The 18,130-nt window shown below is 55.3% G+C and carries 14 protein-coding genes; 4 read left to right on the top strand and 10 right to left on the bottom strand.

The window, feature by feature from the left end; all coding sequences use genetic code 11:
- Positions 1-49 precede the first annotated feature (49 nt).
- From FEZ62_RS15730 to FEZ62_RS15700, 7 genes are all read right to left on the bottom strand, one after another.
- Positions 50-1,939 (bottom strand): hypothetical protein, encoded by a 1,890-nt coding sequence (locus tag FEZ62_RS15730; RefSeq protein WP_172928772.1) that lies wholly within the window; start codon positions 1,937-1,939, stop codon positions 50-52.
- A gap of 515 nt (positions 1,940-2,454) precedes the next feature.
- Positions 2,455-3,342 (bottom strand): DUF4123 domain-containing protein, encoded by an 888-nt coding sequence (locus tag FEZ62_RS15725; RefSeq protein ID WP_242454976.1) that lies wholly within the window; start codon positions 3,340-3,342, stop codon positions 2,455-2,457.
- A 1-nt stretch (position 3,343) separates the two neighbouring features.
- On the bottom strand, positions 3,344-5,392 hold the full coding sequence (gene tssI, locus FEZ62_RS15720; protein WP_172928768.1) for a type VI secretion system tip protein TssI/VgrG: 2,049 nt from the start codon (positions 5,390-5,392) through the stop codon (positions 3,344-3,346).
- A gap of 127 nt (positions 5,393-5,519) precedes the next feature.
- Positions 5,520-6,038 carry an Hcp family type VI secretion system effector gene (locus FEZ62_RS15715; protein ID WP_172928766.1) on the bottom strand — a complete coding sequence of 173 codons (519 nt, stop codon included), beginning with the start codon at positions 6,036-6,038 and terminating at the stop codon, positions 5,520-5,522.
- 428 nt (positions 6,039-6,466) lie between these two features.
- Entirely contained in the window at positions 6,467-6,739 is a 273-nt protein-coding gene (locus FEZ62_RS15710) for a hypothetical protein (protein ID WP_172928764.1), read from the bottom strand.
- A gap of 222 nt (positions 6,740-6,961) precedes the next feature.
- Positions 6,962-8,179 (bottom strand): argininosuccinate synthase, encoded by a 1,218-nt coding sequence (locus tag FEZ62_RS15705; protein WP_069899346.1) that lies wholly within the window; start codon positions 8,177-8,179, stop codon positions 6,962-6,964.
- Positions 8,180-8,309: 130 nt separating this feature from the next.
- Positions 8,310-9,230: an OmpA family protein gene (locus FEZ62_RS15700; RefSeq protein ID WP_172928757.1), complete on the bottom strand. Its 921-nt coding sequence runs from the start codon at positions 9,228-9,230 to the stop codon at positions 8,310-8,312.
- A gap of 241 nt (positions 9,231-9,471) precedes the next feature.
- Here FEZ62_RS15700 and pyrC point away from each other — a divergent pair, with 241 nt between their 5' ends.
- Positions 9,472-10,518, top strand: a complete 1,047-nt coding sequence (pyrC, locus tag FEZ62_RS15695; RefSeq protein ID WP_090508748.1) for a dihydroorotase — start codon at positions 9,472-9,474, stop codon at positions 10,516-10,518.
- Complete coding sequence (gene rnt / locus FEZ62_RS15690; RefSeq protein ID WP_069899348.1) at positions 10,515-11,189, top strand: ribonuclease T; 675 nt, start codon at positions 10,515-10,517, stop codon at positions 11,187-11,189. The genes pyrC and rnt overlap by 4 nt, the downstream gene beginning before the upstream one ends.
- Before the next feature lie 60 nt (positions 11,190-11,249).
- On the opposite strand, the gene FEZ62_RS15685 is transcribed toward rnt, so the two are convergent.
- From FEZ62_RS15685 to FEZ62_RS15675, 3 genes are all read right to left on the bottom strand, one after another.
- The gene (locus FEZ62_RS15685; RefSeq protein WP_172928755.1) at positions 11,250-13,370 is read right to left on the bottom strand and encodes an autotransporter outer membrane beta-barrel domain-containing protein; all 2,121 of its coding nucleotides are present in this window, start codon (positions 13,368-13,370) and stop codon (positions 11,250-11,252) included.
- Positions 13,371-14,030: 660 nt separating this feature from the next.
- Positions 14,031-15,320: a hypothetical protein gene (locus tag FEZ62_RS15680; RefSeq protein WP_172928753.1), complete on the bottom strand. Its 1,290-nt coding sequence runs from the start codon at positions 15,318-15,320 to the stop codon at positions 14,031-14,033.
- Positions 15,321-15,673: 353 nt separating this feature from the next.
- Positions 15,674-16,276 (bottom strand): peroxiredoxin C, encoded by a 603-nt coding sequence (locus tag FEZ62_RS15675; protein ID WP_069899350.1) that lies wholly within the window; start codon positions 16,274-16,276, stop codon positions 15,674-15,676.
- Positions 16,277-16,585: 309 nt separating this feature from the next.
- Here FEZ62_RS15675 and FEZ62_RS15670 point away from each other — a divergent pair, with 309 nt between their 5' ends.
- Entirely contained in the window at positions 16,586-16,804 is a 219-nt protein-coding gene (locus FEZ62_RS15670) for a bacterioferritin-associated ferredoxin (protein ID WP_172928751.1), read from the top strand.
- A gap of 200 nt (positions 16,805-17,004) precedes the next feature.
- A complete protein-coding gene (bfr, locus tag FEZ62_RS15665) occupies positions 17,005-17,475 on the top strand; it encodes a bacterioferritin (protein ID WP_069899353.1) in 471 nt (156 codons plus the stop codon).
- Positions 17,476-18,130 lie beyond the last annotated feature (655 nt).

The following is an 18,130-nucleotide window of genomic DNA, read 5'->3' as shown; positions in this document are numbered from 1 at the left end:
GTTCTGACGAGTATTCTCGCCTAAATGGGTGTCCGGTTTCATTAGACCACTACATGACCGCACTGTCGTGGCTTAAGCGTGCCCAGTGATCATCTGTCCAGTAAGCGCCTTCTTTTTGCATTTCTGCTGAAAGTTTTAGTAAGTCAAAAAAAGCAGCTGCGGTGGCTAACGCTCCTGCAACTGCACCAAATAAGGTAATGACTGGTGATTTCATACCAAACTTACTTATTTCAACCTGTCCCGTAGCCTCCCAGGCAGTGCCTATCACCGCCGACAATGCAGCGCCGACTTTTAGGTTCTCAGCCATGTGTTCAAAATAACGTACGTCATCATCTTCACGCCCCTGATCTCGCTCATTTATCGACGCCACGTTACTCACGTGCAGCAACAAAGCCGCCAGCGGTAACAAGCCTCCAAACTTATTCAGGCTTTTAATTTGGTTAGCTACGGGCGTTAAGCCCTTTTGCAATTGTTTGCCGGCATACTGGCTCCAGTCCCATATTTTTTGGCCGGCACTTCCGCTTAAGTGAAGGCCCAGTGAGCCCGCTTTAAAGACAGTGTCTGAGCCTAAGCGCAGGATCAGCAACATGCCGCGAAGTGACGGTGGAAAGCGCTGAATCAGGTTTGATGAAGAGCCTGCCCCTGTGAGGTGTTCGGCTTGTAACGCAGTGAAAGCTGCGGATAATCGCGATACAGCTTGGCTCCAGTCAGTGCCGTTGGGGCCACCAAGGCCGCTCAGCCAAGTCATTTTGCCGGCAGCAACCAGGCTGCCGAGTAATTTGCCAACGGCCTCCTGTGTGGGACTTTCCAGCGCCGCTTGAACATTCACCGCCCGGTCAGCGAGATCCATGAGTGAGGGGCTAAAACCTGCGCTGAGCATGCTCAATGGCTGATTGACTGACGGGGCGCGCAATAAATTCATGGCCAGCTGTGTGCCGGGCCCAGTACTGCACAATTCACTTAAGGTATTGAGCGACAGCTCGCTGAGCCACGTGCAATGGTCTTCGCTGTCGAAGTCGGCATACCACAGGGTTGGCCCGTGGCGGTCGAGATAGGCTTCAGTATCGGCGAGTAGCACGCCTCGTCGATCGGCTAACCACTGTTGGTGCGGCTCAGCAGTTTGGCTGATCCATTGCTGCATACCGACCAGATCAACCCGCTCACTGACTTGCGCGCCGCTTCTGGCGTCGGTCATGTTGGTCGCTTTGGTTGTCACGTAGTTCATGATTACCAACTGCACCTGATTTTGCAGGTCCGCTGGAATAAATGCTCGAACCGGCGCCATCACTATTTCTTGCTCTTGCTTTATCTCAGCAAGACGCGCGTCCGCAGCGCTGTGGCCAAGCGTGCGGCGCATATCGCGATTAACTTGAGTCTCCTCGTCCATCAAGGCTTCAAGCTTGTGCCGCTGCTGCAATAAGGTTTCGCCCTGCTCAGGTGTCAGCTCTAGATCACGCTCGCGGTATATGTAATTGAATTGATTGCTGAGCTCTGCGCCATCTTCGTTAATCAAGCTGTTGATGAAGCCTGCGACCATGCCTTTGAGGGCGTTGTTATGGTCCCATTCTTCTTCCGCGAGGTTTACGCTGACTTGTTCAAAGTTCAAATCGCGCAGCACGCCTAGATCATCATCGACCGCTGCAAACACTGGCCATAAATCTGCCGCTTGGCTTTTGGCCTGTTGCAGCCACGCATCAGTACCGGCGACATCCCACGGCACGGCACTCCATTCACCGATGGGGTGTTCGCTGGCGTCGGGGTATTGGGTAGATGCTTCATCCAACTGCGCTTGCCAGAGCATGGCGTCGGTATAAGGTTTAATGGTTTCGTACGATGGGTTGTCCATCATCTGTTGGCTGAGTTGATCAATCCCTGCTTTATGGGCGGCACCATTCTTCTGCTGATCCTCCGCCATCGCTTGCTCGCGAACTTCGGGCATCAGCTCTGCAAGCAGTTTCTCGGCCTGGGTAAGTGGCGGGCAATGTTCGGTTTCAAGCTCGCGCGCGACGCGTGGCAAGGCAATTTTGCGCATGTGCGTTGAGCGCTGCTGCGGATCTTCCAGCTGATGATACTGCTCGGCGCCGATGGGCCTTTCGGTGAAGAGCAGCCAAGCGTCCTGATTTTTCTTAAGGCTAATGCCTGCATCACTGCCGCTTGCCAGCTCGCTGTGTGGCGCGTCCAGACTTTGCAGTTGCAAGCGGCCATCGGCGGCAACGGCATAGCGCTTTAACGGGCCTTGAGCATGCCAAAGGTACAAGTAACCGACCCGCAAACGACGCAATGCCATTGGGTGGCTTGCGGTCTTGGTGGCCGGACTAAAGCAACTGTGTTGCGCTGGTTTCTCAGACAAAGCGTAACGTGCGGGCACGATAAAAACATCGGGCTGCCGTGCGGGGCATAAGCTGATGGGACTTTTGACGTCACGGGTACTTTTATCAGCGAGGCTTGGGCTGCTCATCGAACAACTCCTTGGGAAAGTTGTTCCGGGATGGGCAATAATTTCTGGGCCCGCAACTGGGCGATCTGAGCGGCAAACTCAATACGCTGGGAAGGGGTTCTACTGGAGGGTTCAAGCACCAGCGCGGCAATATCGTGATGTTCCTGCAGCGCATTTTCACCCAGCAACGCATGGATTCTGGCGTACTGGGTGATGTCGAGCGCACTGCAGAACCCTTGAGCGTATGCCTGGGTGGCAAGGGTATGGATATGCTGCCAGCGTTGATCCAGCTCTAGATGTTCGGCATAGCCGGGAAAGCTTTGCAGCAGATAACTATTAAGTTCGATCACATTCTGGCGAAAACTGACTGCTCCTAAGGCGTTAATTTGCTCATCAGTAAGCGTGTATGGCGTTGGTATTTTGAGGGTTATATGGCGTTGCGATTGGGTGTGAATACGCCACTGGTTGCTGATGCGATCAGGCGTGACCACGGTGACGATAGGGCCTAGAAGATGGCTGCTACTTTCGAGCGTCAGCAAGGCGTCAATGGTGGCGGGGTCAGCGACGCGCAGGTACGCAGGTTGGCCGTTGACTTTAACGTGCAACAGCGCCCGCAAATGCGCCATTAGCTCGACTTGCGAGGCGTCTGAAAAAATCAGATAGCCCCATTCTTGCTGAGCATTGCTCAGAAATTGACGAAGCCCCGGATCATCAGGGCCAGACAAACTAATAAGGCACGGTGAGATATCCGCCAGTGGCTCCAGCGCGGTTGTACGGTAGAGCAATTCAAAGTCAGGGTTCTCGTACCATTGATAGATGCGCTGCAACAGCTGCTCAACGCTCACCCCATCAATCAACAGGTACGCCGATAGTTGCCACGGCAGGTCGCTGCTCAGGCTGGGCATTTCAACTCGCGCCATGGGTTGCCTCCTGCTCAGCCGCTTCGCAGGCTGCGCAAATCGATTGCTTTTCCAGCATTGTTTCTTTCTGTGCTGCAATTAATACTTCGCCAGGCACATCGGTATCCGCCGGTAAAACCAGCCCCGGTAATAGCGGTGCAGCGCCGGAGCCCATACCAGGACTACCGCCGCTGTTGAGATACACATCGGGACTGACCAGCGTGAGGCCGCTGGGGTCTATCTTGATGAAGCTGCCGCCAACTTTGAGCGTTAGCTCGCTGCCGGCCTCAAGCACTATTTTCTGGCCGCTGGACAAGTGGATCTCTTGGCCGGCATCGACGAACTGCGAGTTGTCGATTTTTACGTGTTGGTTATTGGCGACAGTCAGGTGGTCATTGGCGCGCACCTCAACCTTGCGGTCCGCATGGGTGGTGCGGTGTTCTTCGGCTTTGAATGCGCTGTAACTGTTGGCGGTGACGGTGTCGTGGCGCTCGTTGTGCACGGTGATTTTCTGGTCGTGCTCAATCGCTTGATCCCAGTTGCGCTCGGCATGTATGAAAATCTGCTCTTGGCCGGTTTTGTCTTCGATGCGCAACTCGTTAAAGCCAGCGCCACCCGGCGAGCTAAGCGTTTTGAAAGTGCTCACGGTTTTGTTGGCGGGCAGCGGATAAGGCACGCTGTTTTCCTTGTGGTACAGGCAACCGCTTATCAGTGGCTGATCCGGATCTCCCTCCAGGAAACTAACCAACACCTCCATGCCGATTCGCGGAATGACAATGCCGCCGTATTTAGCTCCCGACCAGCTGGATGAAACGCGCAGCCAGCAACTGCTTTTATCAGTAACGATGCCGGCGCGATCCCAATGAAAAACCACTTTGACCCGGCCGTATTCGTCGCAGTGAACCTCTTCCCCTTCGGGGCCGGTAACCACGGCACTTTGGCTGCCGAGAATGCGCGGCTTTTGATGAATTAGCGGCGGCCGATGAATCACCGCCCACGGCGTAGCCGTGAAGGTATTGCGATAGCCGTGGTCAAAATCATCTGGGCTATCGCCCGTGTCGCTGGTGACCGACTCTTCGAGTACTTGCGGCTGCTTGCCTTCGTGGCGCACCTCATTGATCAGCCACAAATCATTCCATTGTGCGTTGGGATGATTGCTCAATGTGATGAAATGGCCACTGAGCAAACTCGGCTGATCACTGCGCCCATGAGCTAATGCATAGTCACTGCGGTGGCGCTCAAGGGCACGACTGGCCAGCAGGTTGCCGCGCGCCTGCTTAGTAAAGCGACCGGGATAATCGTAATCCTCAAGGTCGGGTAATACTTGGGATTGCGCGGCACCTTCAAGCGTGAGGCGGGGCTTTTCAAAGTCATAATCGCGGCGGGTTACGCGAGAGGAGCGAGTTTCCTGACGCAAGCTGAAACGCTTGATCACCGGGTTGTCTGCAACCATGCCAGCCTCTTGCTGATAGGCGATGGGCGCTAGCGTTGGGAAACCGACTTGATCGTCGCCAAAGGCCAGAATGTGGCCCTGCGCGCTATGCTGAAAGTGGTAGTGAATGCCCTCTTCTTCACACAAACGCTGGATGAAATGCAGATCTGTTTCATCGTACTGCACGCAGTATTCACGCGGCGGATATGTTCCACCAAGCTGAAACTGGTAGGCCGTACTCAAGATGCCGTGCGCCTCGAGCACCTGCACGATAATTTGCTCAACCGTTAAGTGTTGGAAAATGCGCTGGTTAACACTGTGTTCGAGATAGGCCAGGTGTGGGCGCAGGGTGATTTCATAACGGGTTAACCGTTTACCCGCATCGCCCTGCGCCACACGGTACAACAGGCCGTGAATACCACTGCCGCCGGGTGACATCTGCAGGAACGCAGACTTGTGCAGCAGGCTCTCAAGCTCAAGACTGGGCTGCTCACTGACCAGCTCAATATCGAAAGAATACGGTTGATTAAGCGCTTCGCGGCCGGTGAACCCCAGGACTTTGAAGTCGTGATCTAGCCCTTCGATGGCCAAGGTGAACGAGGCCTGATTAGCTGGCGCGAACATTCCATGTTCCTTATCTGATACGCGGTAATCCACATCGGAAAAGCCCCATCCAGCCTAGTGCGTTCATTGCTGAACGCGGGCCAGATGAGGCGTAAGACTTTTCCGAAAGCGCTTAATTACTTAGCGCCTAGGCGGCGACAGGCGTGCGCCAATCGTCCGACCCCGAAGTGCCAGAGACTTCGTGGGTCCAGATGATTTTGCGGTAGGTGAAATAAACATCTTCAAGGTGGGTGAAATGCGGCAGGCCCGGGTCCTGACAATTTGGCATGCGTGACTGGATATCCACCAAGATGGCGTCTTCCAGTTCAATGGTGAAGTAGTGTTCCTGAGTGCCGGCTGCCGAGGTGCGGTACCACTCAAGGCGGCACTTGTTGAGTTTCTCGCCCGAGGTGAGTGCACTGAACAGCAACGGTGAAGACTTATCGAACACCTTGGTAATCATCAACGGCTTGTGCACCCGTTGGCCCGTCGGCTGACCGGATTGCGGGTCACGCGGGATAATCACCTGATGCTCAAAGGCCTCAACCAGAACCTGGTCTTCGTGGCCTTCTTGATAGATGTTGCCAACAGAGTCCTGAGTGAAGGTGCCAGCAGTAATCAAACCTTGCTTGGTGCCTTCGATGGAGAGATACGCGGGAGTAGGCATTAGTACATTCCTTGAACTAATTAAAGAGTGAACGTCGCCCTTAAAATTGGCTGACGTTGCCCACTTCAGTAACAAGAAATATGCCGCGCAATAAAAATATTATTCTAATCAGACGCTTACGATTGAACTGATAATTTGCAAGCAGCTATCACGCCCGAAACCGGTGAAAAGCGCGCAAGTTGTTGCTCAACAGCATACGAAAAATTGCCATAGTAATCCGGCTCAGTCATAGGTGCTTTGGGATGTGTATCTCAGCTGCAAATGACTGCACGCAGTTAGAAACTTGCACAGTAGTGGATCTGCGCGATTAGCCGAGCCTTGCCACGTTGAGCTCACACTCAACCTGCCGATTAACAGCTACAGTTCAATCTGCAGCAGTCATCGCCCGGCAGCTTTGGGAGAGACACTGCCGGGCGATATGCAGCGGTTTAGTTGATGGCTTTTTTCAGCGCTTTACGACCTGCGTCGTCTTTGGCGTCGCCGATATTGTCCTTGGCATCATCTACCGCGTCTTTCTTGTCATCCAGACCCATGGAGTCTGCTGCGGCCTCTTTCGCGTCACAGCGCCCGCCCACTCCAACGCTTGCCTTCATGGCAGCGCTTTTTGCGGCTTTCTCTGCCGTGCAATCCGGGTCAATCACGCCCGCCTGGGCGCTTAAGCAAACCAGACTTAAACTTGCTAACAGTAATACCTTACGCATTTTCGCTTCCTTTTCTGAGTGCATAGAAATACCGGAGCTTTGGCGCTCGCAGCAAACCTGTCCGAGCTTTGAGTGTGGCTGGCAACCTTTACCTTGGCCAGTCGAGCCGATTATTGGTGCGCACACACTGGTATGCGATTGGCGACAATAGCGGATTGAAGGCAATAAAAAACCCCGCACGATCAGAGCCGTGCGGGGCCAAAGGGACAAGCGACTAATAAATCAGATCAGCTTGCGGCCCTTGTTCGCGGCAATGCGCATGCGCAGTGCATTGAGCTTGATGAAACCTGCTGCGTCCTGCTGGTTGTATGCACCGCCATCTTCTTCGAAGGTCGCGATGTTGGCATCAAACAGCGACTCGTCAGACTTACGGCCAACAATCACCACATTGCCTTTGTACAGCTTCATGCGGACCACGCCATTAACGTTAGCCTGCGAAGCATCAATCATCTGCTGCAGCATGGTGCGCTCTGGGCTCCACCAGAAACCGTTGTAGATCAGGCTGGCGTACTTAGGCATCAACTCGTCTTTGAGGTGAGCGACTTCACGGTCCAGGGTGATCGACTCAATGGCGCGGTGGCCCTTGAGCATGATGGTGCCGCCCGGGGTCTCGTAGCAGCCACGCGACTTCATGCCGACGAAACGGTTCTCAACGATGTCGAGACGGCCGATACCGTGCTCACCACCAATGCGGTTCAGTTCAGCCAGCACAGTTGCCGGGGTCATTTCTTTACCGTCGATGGCGACGATATCGCCTTTGCGGTAAGTCAGTTCCAGATACTGCGGGGTGTCAGGGGCGTTCTCCGGGGAGACGGTCCAACGCCACATGTCTTCTTCGTGCTCGGTCCAGGTATCTTCCAGCACGCCGCCTTCATAGGAGATGTGCAGCAGGTTGGCGTCCATCGAGTACGGGGATTTTTTCTTGCCGTGACGCTCGATTGGGATGGCATGCTTTTCAGCGTAATCCATCAGTTTTTCGCGGGACATCAAGTCCCACTCGCGCCAGGGTGCAATCACTTTAACGCCCGGCTTGAGTGCATAAGCGCCCAGCTCAAAACGAACCTGATCGTTGCCTTTACCGGTTGCGCCGTGGGAGATTGCATCAGCACCCGTCTCGTTGGCAATTTCGATCAGACGCTTGGCTATCAGCGGACGCGCGATCGAAGTACCCAGCAGGTATTCGCCTTCGTAAACGGTGTTAGCACGGAACATTGGGAACACGAAATCGCGCACAAATTCTTCGCGCAGATCGTCGATATAAATCTCTTTGACGCCCATGGCCTGGGCTTTAGCACGGGCAGGCTCGACTTCTTCTCCCTGGCCAAGATCTGCAGTGAAAGTCACCACTTCGCAGTTATACGTATCTTGCAGCCACTTGAGAATTACTGAAGTGTCCAGGCCACCAGAATAAGCCAGAACCACCTTGTTTACATCGGCCATGCCATCAACTCCACGGGGTTGTACGGAAAACCGCCTATTCTACTGACCCTTAGCGTGAATTTACAGTGGCGCGACAGCTTCTGATCAACAAGCGACAATACCTTTCATCGGAGCGACCATCCGTCACAGCTCAGGAAGCGGTGGCCAATGCTTTGGTTTCGCTACTTTCAGCAGGTTTATCCGGGGTTTGCGGCAGGCGCTCAAGCTGGATCGCCACCCGGCGGTTTTTCGCCCGATTGGCATTGTTGGTGTTCGGCACCAGCGGATAACGTTCACCGTGAAAGCGCATGGTCAGTTGATCGTCTGCTACGCCATGCGCCTTGAGATAGTTGACCACCGCCTCTGCGCGGCGTCTTGAGAGATCGCGATTGGTCAGGCGCGAACCACTGTTGTCGGCATGGCCCTCAATCAGCAGATGATTGATGCTCGGATCGGCCTTGAGGTAGGCCAGCAGTGCATCCAGCCTGGCCTGGCCTGCCGGATCCAGATCCACGCCACCGCCGGGAAAACCGATGCGGCTCTGCTTGAGCTGATCAAAGTTTTCCGGCAGCAACTTGGCCGCGCAGTCCAGATATTTATCGTAGGCCTGGCTGAATCGCACCGGCAGCAAACGCACTTCAAGCGACTCACCACCGCGCGCGCTGTAGCGCACCAGCGGGCTTCGCCCTTCGAGCAAACCTGCCAGCAGTCGCCCACTCTGATTGAACGATGCATTGAATGGCGTAGCGCCGCCAGTCGCACGCACCACGCCCAGATTAATATCGCCACGACCGGGCTGCCAGGGCGCGGCGGCGGCAATCAGGGTGGCCGAACCAGCGCTCAGGCTATTTTGCGCCGAATGCAAACGAAACACCGCGCGCTCACCCGCCCGGCGCACAAACTCGCCACTGCCAAAACCAGTCACCGGCTGGCTCAGGCGACACTCGAACTGATCACCACTGACTGTCCACTCGGCCTTTTCCAGGCGCGTTTGAAAACTCACGCCCCAGGCACTCGCGACGAGTGGCAGGTTGAGTAATAAACAGCAGAGAGCAAGTCGCGACCGGGGCACGTTAAGTTCCACAATGACAGACAAAGTTGCCTGTACTGTCGGCCCTGCAACGCAAAACTTTAAACCGCAAACGCTGGCAACTTTGGCCTCGTTAGCCGGTAAAGCCATGAACAAAGACGCTCAGATGGCTCTGAAATGTACTAAATACTGATCCATATCGGCTTTAGTCGCCCGCCCTGCGTGCCCTGCATAGGCTTTTCCGGTAGCATTCGTGCCATGTTATACCCGCCTGGATACCTCCATGACTGACCGCCTTACTCTGCTGCGTCCTGACGACTGGCATATTCACCTGCGCGATGGCGCTGTGTTGAACCACACGGTGGCTGATGCCGCGCGTACGTTTGCCCGCGCCATCATCATGCCAAACCTGGTGCCGCCGGTGCGCAACACCGAGCAAGCCGACGCCTACCGTCAGCGCATTCTGGCTGCACGTCCGGCCGATAGCCGCTTCGAGCCCCTGATGGTGCTGTACCTCACCGACCTGACCAGCCCTGCCGATGTGCGCGCGGCCAAGGCCAGTGGTTTTATCCATGCGGCCAAGCTGTATCCGGCTGGTGCCACGACTAACTCGGACTCAGGCGTGACCAGCGTCGACAAGATTTTCCCGACGCTTGAAGCCATGGCCGAGGTTGGCCTGCCGCTTCTGGTTCACGGTGAAGTGACGCGTGGCGAGATCGATGTCTTCGACCGCGAAAAAGTCTTTATTGATGAACACCTGAGCCGCGTGGTCGAGCGCTTCCCGACACTTAAAGTGGTGTTCGAGCACATCACCACGCGCGATGCAGTCGAGTTCGTCAAAGCTGCTCCGGCCAACGTTGGCGCGACCATCACCGCTCACCACCTGCTGTATAACCGCAACCACATGCTGGTTGGCGGGATTCGTCCGCACTTCTATTGCCTGCCGATTCTCAAGCGCAACGTGCACCAGGAAGCCCTGCTGGACGCGGCCACGAGCGACAGCACCAAATTCTTCCTCGGCACGGATTCTGCGCCGCACACCCAGCAAGCCAAGGAAACCTCTTGTGGTTGCGCAGGCTGCTACACCGCCTATGCTGCAATCGAGTTGTATGCCGAGGCATTCGAGCAGCGCAACGCCCTACACAAACTTGAAGCATTCGCCAGCCAGAATGGCCCGGACTTCTACGGTTTACCGCGTAACACCGACACCATCACCCTGGTTCGCGAGCCTTGGCAAGCCCCTGCCACCTTGCCGCTGGGCGACAACAGCGTAATTCCCCTGCGAGCGGGCGAAACCCTTAACTGGCGCCTGCTGGAGGCAACCGAGTGAGTGAAGATCAGTACGACGACGAACAGGAAGACACCGGCCCAAGCGGCCCGCGTCACCCGATGGCGGCACGCTTTCGTGGTTATCTGCCGGTAGTGGTGGATGTTGAGACCGGTGGCTTCAATAGCGCCACCGACGCCTTGCTGGAGATTGCGGCGACCACCGTTGCAATGGACGAACAAGGCTTTCTCTATCCGGATCACACCCACTTTTTCCGGATTGAACCGTTCGAAGGCGCCAATATCGAACAGGCGGCGCTGGAGTTCACCGGCATCAAGCTTGATCATCCGCTGCGCATGGCAGTGACTGAAGAGCACGCGCTCACCGAGATCTTCCGTGGCCTGCGCAAGTCGCTGAAAGCCAACGGCTGCAAACGCGCCATTCTGGTGGGACACAACAGCAGCTTCGACTTGGGCTTTCTCAACGCGGCCGTCGCGCGTACCGGTATCAAACGCAACCCGTTCCATCCGTTCTCAAGCTTCGACACTGCCACACTGGCCGGCCTGGCGTATGGCCAAACCGTATTAGCCAAAGCTTGTCAGGCAGCAGCAATCGAGTTTGACGGACGCGAGGCGCACTCAGCGCGCTACGACACCGAAAAAACTGCCGAGCTGTTTTGCGGTATCGTCAATCGCTGGAAAGAAATGGGCGGTTGGATGGACTTCGACGACTAGTCTGAGGCCCTTACGCGTACATAAAAAACCGGCTTTGCGCCGGTTTTTTATGTCCATACCTTAGAACTTCACGCGTAAACCCACCGTGCCATTAACGCCGGTGCTGTCGCCGAAGTTATTCAAGCTGGTGTCTACCGAGACCTCGCCATACAACGACAACTTGTCATCGTTCCAGTTGTAGCTGCCGCCCACGCCTACATCCGCCCGCATGCGCGCTGCCCGGTTGTTGAATTTGACATCAGCAACATCGACTTGGGTGCCGTCTAAGAACTCGTAGTACAAGTTGGTAATGCCGTACACATGGCTGCGACGGAGTTTATCGGCATCGTCCTTCCAGGCGGCATTACGGTCGACCGAGATGCCCACGCGGGCTTCCAAGCTGTCAGCATCATCCATCGACACGTCAGCGCCGAAGGTGTCGTCAAAGCTGTCGAAGTCGACCTGCGAGTAAATCAATTGCGCCTGCGGGGTTAAGGTTGTCTCGTTGTCGACCACGTATTTCTTACCGCTCTCAATCGACACCGCGTAACCTTTGCCATCGTTATCACTGGTTAATGTTCGCTCGGCGGTATCCGAGTCCAGGTCAGAATCGAACCAGGTAACGGCCGCCTGCCCGTCGACATAAAAGCCGTTCTCCTTTAACCAGGTCAGCGTTAACCCGGCGCCATAGCCGCGAATATTAATATTGCCATCGCCATCCAAAGCATCGACGTCAGTACGCGAACCGCCGTAGTGAGCGGTCAGACCGCCGAATAACTTGCTGCCATCATCACGCTCTTTCAGCAGTGCATCGATGCCCGCTTGCGCCATCCAGTTATGGCTTTCGGTGTTGGCTTTAGCGGTGGACACGTTGTAGTGATCGCGCCGATGACTGCCTTCTACGCGAATCCAACTGGCACCGTCTTCAATGCTCGGCTCTTCTGCCTCAAGGCCTTCAGTATTAACAGCCAGTTCACTTTGATTAATCGCCACCGGCCAATAACGGTTACCAATTCGCTGCTGCATGGTGGGCAATGTTGCCAACCCCAAAAGCGCCTGGGCGTATTGTTCATACAAGGGCACGCCAGGGCTGTAACGCGGCCCGAGGTTCTCAATGGGAGCAGGCTCCGACGGTGCCGGCGGGGTAACGGGGTTGGTCGGCGAGCCTGGAGCTGTTGGATTGTTTGGGTCAACGGGCGCAGGCGGCAACGTGGGCGTTATCGGCGTCGCTGGACGCCGCTGCGAAGTCAAATACCAGTCACCGTCTGCCGGATCGGCCGGGCTATTTTTATGCAGGGTATATGCATAAGCGCCGCCCACAACGGCCTGTTGATTGTCCGGGGTAACGAAGTCTCCTTTCAACAGAAAACCGCCGTTCGATGCGCCATCAACCTGCACCACTTGAATACCGTTGGTGGTTAGCGCGCCTCTGCCGCCGAGGTTGTTGACAGTTAGCGTGGTATTGCCGGCAGTGCTGCCATTGACCACCAACTTATCGGTGGCCGAGTTGTCATTGCCGAGCACGGTATCAATCAACAAATCTGATCCGGCGCGATAATTGTTGGTCACGGTCAACACATTGTTGGCTGAACTGTTCTGCAGGTCGATGGTGCCTAAATTGGTAACATCGCCCATCACAGTGGCCAGTGTGGATGCCAAGCGCAGCGTCGAACCATCCTCGATCCACAAGCCCAAACCGTCCGCACCAAGGCCTGCGCCAGTACCGGTTGCCAGCGTGCCTGAAAGCGCCAAATTGCTGCCATTCACCAGCCGGACCCGTTCCCAGTTGGTCAGCAAGCTACCGTCGACTACGCGCGTGCCAGCAAGAAATTGCAGCTCATCTTCAGCGCCATCGGCAATACTGAGATCATCGCCACCGTTGGCCACCAGAAGGCCCGACATGTCGGCCGCTGCAGCTATTAATGCGGTGTCTGAGCCATCACCCATGTTTATGGTCGAGTCGATAGCGCCCGCATTCCAGTTGAGAACATCAGCCCCGGCAGCCGTGGTAATACCATTACGAATAGTGCCCGATGTGGTGATGGTGGCCGCGCCGCCTTCAGCGACAATACCGGCTGCACCTGCTGAACCATCTATGACAGCTGCTTGAGCAATATCGATATTACCGCCCGCCGCCGCGACGCCACGAATACCGGCACCACCTGCACTGCCACCCGTTGCCAGGCCTCCGGTTGCGGACACCGAATAGCGCCCAGTACCCGTCACCTCAGCCCGCAGTGCATCAGCGTTGCCTCCGCTGGTAGTGATTGTGGTTTGGTTACTGACAACCGCATTTCCAGAGCCCGCGTTGGTAGCAAACAAACCATGTGCGAGCGCCCCCGAGGTATTTAAGGTGCCACCGGTTGCATTTACAGTTGCGGCAGCGCTGGAGGCTGCATTACTGACTTCTGCGGCCACGCCATACGCGGAGCTTCCTTGAGTGGTTGCAGTACCGCCAGCGAGATTGGCGGTTGCGGCACCCGCGCCCTCCGTTGTTGCTATTACGCCGTGGGCGGTGCTGTCCGCGGTGGTCAGCGTACCGCCATACAGTCCGGATATTGCCGCTCCCGCGCCTCGGTTGACTGCCCGAGCGCCCGCCGACCGTTGCCCGGTAGTTTGCACAGTGCCACCTTCAATACGCGACTCGGCTGTGCTGCCGTTGGTAGCAGCAGCAATAATGGTGGACAGACCATCGGCACTCAAGCCCGACGTGCTAACAGAGCCATCGGTTATCGTTGCAGTGGCCGAACCCACAGTGCCAGTACCAGCGTGATTGATATAAATGGCAGTCGCGCCTCGCTCCTTAGTCAGGACGCTCCCGCCGCTCATCAATATATTGGCGGAGCCGGTGGCAGTATCCGCCTACCCATGCTGGGCCGAAAGCCCGAACGCGGCACGCCCCTCAGTCGTGACGGCCCCGCCCCTCATATTGATGAACGTTGAGCCTCTGCTGCCAGTCAACGCTAACACTCCGGTGGACGAAGTACCGACCGTATCCAGGGTGCCACCATTGATATTGATGACTAAATTACCGTCGTGCCCGCCTGCTTGGTTGTCAGAGCGAAGAGTGATGCCGGTTCCGCCACCGGTGGTTGTAGTCCGTATTGAGCCTCCATTTAAAGTGACAATCATGTCACCCGGCCCTGACTTCACCGCATTTACCCCAGTTCTTACCCCGACCAATTCACCGTCATCAATAACAATATTGCCAGTGCCCACAGTATTGCTATTGATCATTGCCATCCTGACGGCACTGCCTTGGTCTGCAAATATCTGCCCCCCAGTGATATGAATAGTTGCTGAGCCCGTACCAGAGTTTCGTGCAGACACGCCGTTTGAATTGCCCTGCACTTCAATTTTTCCGCCCGAAAACGTAGTAATCGCATCCGCGGTACTTTGTCCGTTGCTTACGATTGCTTCGAGGCCATTGGCATTATCTCCTCGTAGCAAAATTGAGCCACCGGTCATGGTTGCGACCGCACCGCCTCCAGTGCGCGCTGACTCCGCGACAACACCACTCGAGGCGGTGCTTCCTGTGGTCTCAATTGAGCCACCGCTCATCAGCGCTGAGGCTAAACCTGCATTGACACTTTCTGCCCGTGCATAGGCGCCGAATGAACTGTTGCCTTCCGTGGTTAATGTGCCGCCAGCAACTTCTACCGATGCACCGCCCTCGCCCAAATTTCGGGCAAACACGGCATGAGCCTGTGATTGCGTCGGGCCTGTGATCGCGACACTGCCCCCCGTGACCGTGACCGACACATCACCCGTTCCGCGTTTGATGGCAACGAGGCCTGTGCCATCTACGGTGGTGACAAACGGTGCAAAATTGCGCGCCTCAATGCTGAGATTACCGGTTGAGGTGGCATCAGACTCGAGGGAAACACCGCCCTCACCCACGATGATGCCAGCATCATCCAGAATAAGTGTCAGGCCATCCGCGACCTGGTACTTGATACCCGACGCATACGGACCCGCACTGCAACTGATTGTGCTTTGACCTGCACCGTCAGCGCCACATTCGTCGGCGGCGAACGCGGCAACGGGTAGTGCTGAAACCACGATGAAAGTAATTGATTCGACTAGACAACTAGGGCCTTGGCGCAACAACATAAAACGGCTTACACAGGGGTTCCTTGTGTCGGTATCCATAGTACGTTTGCTCCATGCAGGCCGCGATTTAGCGCATGTTCAAAATGACATCGGCATAACGGTCGCAACCTGAGGCTAGTCCAACAACTTAATTTGTACGCATTTTCCGGGCGCACAACACTGCGAATTACCGACCAACGGGCTTACATTGGCATCCGATCCAGCCTTAAGGGTGTTGTCATCGCAAATGCTTTATAAAAATTATCGCACTGGCTTTGCGTGTGGGCATGACCAATACCCTGCCGTTCAAACAAAACATTCACGCAATAAAAAACCGGCACATGGCCGGTTTTTTATTGCGGTAGCAAGAGGCAACGGATTGTTACCCGTGCGTACTCACAGCGTCGAAGCGCTTACAGGTTGGAAGCGTTCTCAGACAGATACGCAGCAACGCCTTCTGGCGATGCAGTCATGCCCTTGTCACCTTTCTTCCAGTTAGCCGGGCAAACTTCGCCGTGCTCTTCCGTGAACTGCAGTGCGTCAACCAAACGCAGCAGCTCGTCCATGTTACGGCCCAGCGGCAGGTCGTTAACAATCTGCGAGCGAACAACACCGTTCAGGTCGATCAGGAAAGCGCCACGGAAAGCTACGCCGCCTTCGGACTCAACGTCGTAGGCCTTGCAGATTTCGTGGTTGATGTCGGCTGCCAGGGTGTAAGAAACCTGACCGATGCCGCCCTTGTCGACTGGGGTGTTGCGCCATGCGTTGTGGGTGAAGTGGGAGTCGATGGACACACCAACAACTTCAACGTTGCGCGCTTTGAATTCAGGAATGCGGTGATCCAGAGCGATCAGCTCGGACGGGCATACGAAGGTGAAATCCAGAGGATAGAAAAACACCAGGCCATATTTGCCTTTGATCGCAGTAGACAGGCTGAAATCTTCAACGATTTCGCCATTGCCCAGTACCGCTGCAACATTGAAATCCGGGGCTTTCTTACCTACGAGTACGCTCATTCGATATCTCCTTGGATGATTAGGTGAACGGCGAGCCGTTAAATTTGCATGATCGCAAGACAGCACAATGACACGGCCCGCGTCACTTGAACGAAATATGATACACCTCGATTTTAGGCCTCGCCCACCGCTTTTTGTGCCACTTGGTGTGCGATGCCCTAGCCGCGACGAAGCAATAGGTAATAAGCGCACGACCGTTAATCGAGTTTTGCTCTATAAATGAGAACGTTCGCATTCGGTCTTTGACAAGCATTCTCATTAGCATTAGTATCTTTGTCACTTACTACTGCTTAGCAGCGAGTCTTTCTTATGTATGTTTGTCTCTGCGAAGGTGTCACCGACGGCAAGATCCGCGAAGCCATTTATGATGGCTGCTGCAGCTACCGTGATGTCCGTGAAGCCACCGGTGTTGCCAGCCAGTGCGGCAAATGTGCATGCCTTGCCAAGAAAGTCGTTCGCGAAACACTGAGTGAAATGCACAGCAGCCAGAGCACTTTGGCCTTTCCGGCAAATTTTATTAGCGCCTGATTGAATGCAGTGAAAAAGACCGGATGCCATGTCCGGTTTTTTTATGCCTGAAATTCAGATACTTAGCGCTTTAATGCAGAAGTAAAGTATTCGTATTGCGATTAATTTTCACTTTACTTTCAGATACTTAGGTTTGACAGCTAGCAGAGTCAGGGCCAAAATCGATAGTCAAATTCCCTCGACACTCAGCAGGCCCGGACATGAAAGGCGACAAGAAAGTCATCCAGCATCTGAACAAGATCCTCGGTAACGAGTTGGTCGCGATCAACCAGTACTTTCTGCATGCGCGCATGTACGAGGATTGGGGTCTGAAGAAGCTTGGTGAGCACGAGTACCATGAATCCATCGACGAGATGAAGCATGCAGACAAGCTGATCAAGCGCATTCTGTTTCTTGAAGGCCTGCCGAACCTGCAAGACCTGGGCAAGATTCTCATCGGTGAAAACACTCAGGAAATGCTCGAGTGTGACCTGAAGATCGAACACAAAGCCCATGGCGACCTGAAAGATGCCATCGCCTACTGCGAGAGCATTGGTGACTTCGCCAGCCGCGAATTGCTCGAAGATATTCTTTGCTCAGAAGAAGAGCACATCGACTGGCTGGAAACTCAGCTGAGCCTGATCAAGGCAGTGGGCTTGCAGAATTACCTGCAGTCGCAGATGGACGAGTAAATCGTCAGCAACGTTAAAACAGGAGCCAATGGCTCCTGTTTTTGTTTGGGCTGAATGTGTTGAATGCGCGGATTGATTCGGTTGTATCTGCTCCTGTGCAATCGCCCGACGGATTGCGTTGCTGCGCACGCTATCCATCCTCCGGGATTGGATTGATTCGGCGACATCTGCGCCTACACAATCGCCTGACGGATTGCGTTGCTACGCGTCGCTATCCATCCTCCGGGGTTAGGTTTTCAACGGAGGATGGAATCCGCAACGCGGCTTCCGTCATGACGACTTTCCGGATTCACTCAGGCATCTGCGCCCGCACAATCGCTCGACGGATTGCGTTGCTGCGCGCCGCTATCCATCCTCCAGGGTTGACTCGGCGGAGGATGGAATCCGCATCGCGGCTTCCGTCATGACAATTTACCGGGTTCACTCGGGGGCATCTGCGCCCGCACAATCGCCTGACGGATTGCGTTGCTGCGCGCCGCTATCCATCCTCCGGGTTTGATTCGGCGGAGGATGGAATCCGCATCGCGGCTTCCGTCATGACAATGTATCGGACTTACTCGGGGGCATCTGCGCCCGCACGATCGCCTGACGGATTGCGTTGCTGCGCGCCGCTATCCATCCTCCGGGGTTGATTCGACGGAGGATGGAATCCGCA

Origin of the sequence: Pseudomonas sp. MS19, from assembly GCF_013277615.1 — a bacterium.
In the GTDB taxonomy this organism is placed as follows: domain Bacteria; phylum Pseudomonadota; class Gammaproteobacteria; order Pseudomonadales; family Pseudomonadaceae; genus Aquipseudomonas; species Aquipseudomonas marincola.
Note: the sequence above shows the minus strand (reverse complement) of the source record. Positions and strands in the feature narration are given on the sequence as shown.

Excerpts from the sequence above, each read along its gene's own strand:
- FEZ62_RS15730 (WP_172928772.1), bottom strand. The coding sequence starts at position 1,939 with ATGCCCGAAGTTCGCGAGCAAGCGATGGCGGAGGATCAGCAGAAGAAT.
- FEZ62_RS15725 (WP_242454976.1), bottom strand. The coding sequence starts at position 3,342 with ATGCCCAGCCTGAGCAGCGACCTGCCGTGGCAACTATCGGCGTACCTG.
- tssI (WP_172928768.1), bottom strand. The coding sequence starts at position 5,392 with ATGTTCGCGCCAGCTAATCAGGCCTCGTTCACCTTGGCCATCGAAGGG.
- FEZ62_RS15715 (WP_172928766.1), bottom strand. The coding sequence starts at position 6,038 with ATGCCTACTCCCGCGTATCTCTCCATCGAAGGCACCAAGCAAGGTTTG.
- FEZ62_RS15710 (WP_172928764.1), bottom strand. The coding sequence starts at position 6,739 with ATGCGTAAGGTATTACTGTTAGCAAGTTTAAGTCTGGTTTGCTTAAGC.
- FEZ62_RS15705 (WP_069899346.1), bottom strand. The coding sequence starts at position 8,179 with ATGGCCGATGTAAACAAGGTGGTTCTGGCTTATTCTGGTGGCCTGGAC.
- pyrC (WP_090508748.1), top strand. The coding sequence starts at position 9,472 with ATGACTGACCGCCTTACTCTGCTGCGTCCTGACGACTGGCATATTCAC.
- FEZ62_RS15680 (WP_172928753.1), bottom strand. The coding sequence starts at position 15,320 with ATGGATACCGACACAAGGAACCCCTGTGTAAGCCGTTTTATGTTGTTG.
- FEZ62_RS15675 (WP_069899350.1), bottom strand. The coding sequence starts at position 16,276 with ATGAGCGTACTCGTAGGTAAGAAAGCCCCGGATTTCAATGTTGCAGCG.
- FEZ62_RS15670 (WP_172928751.1), top strand. The coding sequence starts at position 16,586 with ATGTATGTTTGTCTCTGCGAAGGTGTCACCGACGGCAAGATCCGCGAA.
- bfr (WP_069899353.1), top strand. The coding sequence starts at position 17,005 with ATGAAAGGCGACAAGAAAGTCATCCAGCATCTGAACAAGATCCTCGGT.